This window comes from Bacillus haikouensis, from assembly GCF_013179555.1.
GTDB classification, from domain to species: domain Bacteria; phylum Bacillota; class Bacilli; order Bacillales; family Bacillaceae_B; genus Rossellomorea; species Rossellomorea haikouensis_A.
Window position 1 is genome coordinate 1 of record NZ_JABMCR010000483.1, and the last position, 1,873, is coordinate 1,873.

1 protein-coding gene and 1 riboswitch are annotated in these 1,873 nt (G+C 40.8%); the gene reads right to left on the minus strand.

Translation table 11 applies throughout. The features are described from left to right. Positions 1 to 206: 206 nt before the first annotated feature. Complete coding sequence (locus tag HP456_RS23465) at positions 207 to 1,400, minus strand: NupC/NupG family nucleoside CNT transporter (protein ID WP_172255540.1); 1,194 nt, start codon at positions 1,398 to 1,400, stop codon at positions 207 to 209. Between the two features lie 148 nt (positions 1,401 to 1,548). After that, positions 1,549 to 1,650: riboswitch (purine riboswitch) on the minus strand. Positions 1,651 to 1,873 lie beyond the last annotated feature (223 nt).

Genomic DNA, 1,873 nt, shown 5'->3' on the forward strand with positions numbered 1-1,873 from the left:
CTGCTCTCTCAATTCTTTCACCTTCCGTCCAAAATAATAAACGTACACTACCTTTTACTATTCACCAAAGATGCAAATTAGAAACACAAAGAGAAATATTTCTCTTGGAAGGGCGTGTATTCTTTAAATTGTTCCTTTTTGTACACCCATCAGGAATCTGAAAAGGGCTCGTGCACGTTTTCTTTTAGCCAAACAAAAAAATAATTTTATAGAAGGCTGCTGACCATGATTGCAGTAATGAAACTTGCAAGAGTCCCTGCCCCAATTGCTTTTAAGCTCAATTTTGAAACAGTCGGACGCTGGGAAGGCTCCAAAGAACCCAATCCGACAATGAGCTGGCCGATTGAAGACAGATTTGCAAAGTTACATAGCGCGACTGAAAGAATCGCCACAGTTTTTGGCGACAATTCATCGATCAATCCTGAAAGCTGATCATAAGCTGCAAATTCATTCACGGAAAGCTTTGTACCGATGATGGAGGCTGACCGGAACGCCTCATCCACCGGAATCCCTATTAATAAAGCGAGAGGGTAGAAGACATATCCGAAAATGGTGGAAAGGTCGGTATGAACAAGGCCGAGTACACCATTCACCAGCGCGAGCACCCCGATGAAGGCAATAAGCAATCCGCCGATATTGATTGCCAGCTGCACACCGTTGATCGCTCCTTCGGAAATTGCTTCGAATACATTGGTATGATCTGTCTTTCCTAACGAAATATCGCCATTCGTCTTTGACTCTTCTGTTTCCGGCTCCATGATTTTCGCCATCACGAGTGAAACAAGGGGAACGCTGAATACAGAAAGGAGCAAATACTTCATTTCGATGCCCATCAATGAATACCCGATCAGGATCGCCCCGCTTGCAGAAGCAGTTCCGCCTGTCATGACTGCGAATAGTTCGGATCGCGTCAATTTTGCCAGATACGGTTTGACAAGCAGGGGAGCCTCCACCAATCCAAGGAATGAATTCCCGATTGCATTGAATGACTCAACCTTTGTCGTTCCAAGGATCTTGCCCAGTGCGATTCCTATATACTTAACGAACAGCGGAATGATGCGTAAATAATAGAGGGCAGAAATCACTGCAGAGATGAATATGATCGCTCCAAGTACATTGATTGCAAACACAAATGTAATATTGCTTCCTTTTTCAAAAAAACCTCCGAATACAAACATGATTCCTTCGTTACTGTAGTCGATGACCTTTTGGACGCCGAGTGCCGATTTCTTCAGAAGTGTCTGTCCGAAGGGGACTTTTAAAACGAAAAGAATAAGAAGGAATTCCAGGACAATGCCGACTCCAATCGTCTTCCACTTGATCGCAGAACGATTGCTGCTCCAAAGCCAGCCGAGAAATAAGACCCCTGCCAAAGATAATAAACCGAATAAAATATCCATATAAATACCCTCCATAAATAAAATTTCACAATACGAATTCTTATATTTACTAGAACGACATCTGATGTCAGACCTCTAAAAAACAAATAAAAAAATGCGGACTTTCTTGGATAACAATAAAGAAAGTCCGCATGCATTTATAATCGATAAATGAAATGACTTTCCTTATAGTCCGGCAATTTACGGGTGCCGGGTAGAGACTTATGGTCCATATCACCATAGTTATATAAGGAATTCGTATGAGATTTTATAAAAATATGCTTTTTACTCTAACATAGGGAGACTGCCGCGAACAATGGTTTTTTTAATAGAATTTACTGCCAAACCAGTTATCTGTCTATTCTGATAAATTATAAAATATCATTTGAAAAGGTTTATCAATATAGCAATAAGGGAATTTCCTCTAAAAAATTTTAGTTAAGAAGGGAAGGGAAGACATGTCTGGAAGCAGTTTGTTATTTACTGTTGGTTCC

Bases quoted from the DNA above. Each gene is read 5' to 3' on its own strand.
- HP456_RS23465 (WP_172255540.1), bottom strand. From the start codon at position 1,400: ATGGATATTTTATTCGGTTTATTATCTTTGGCAGGGGTCTTATTTCTC.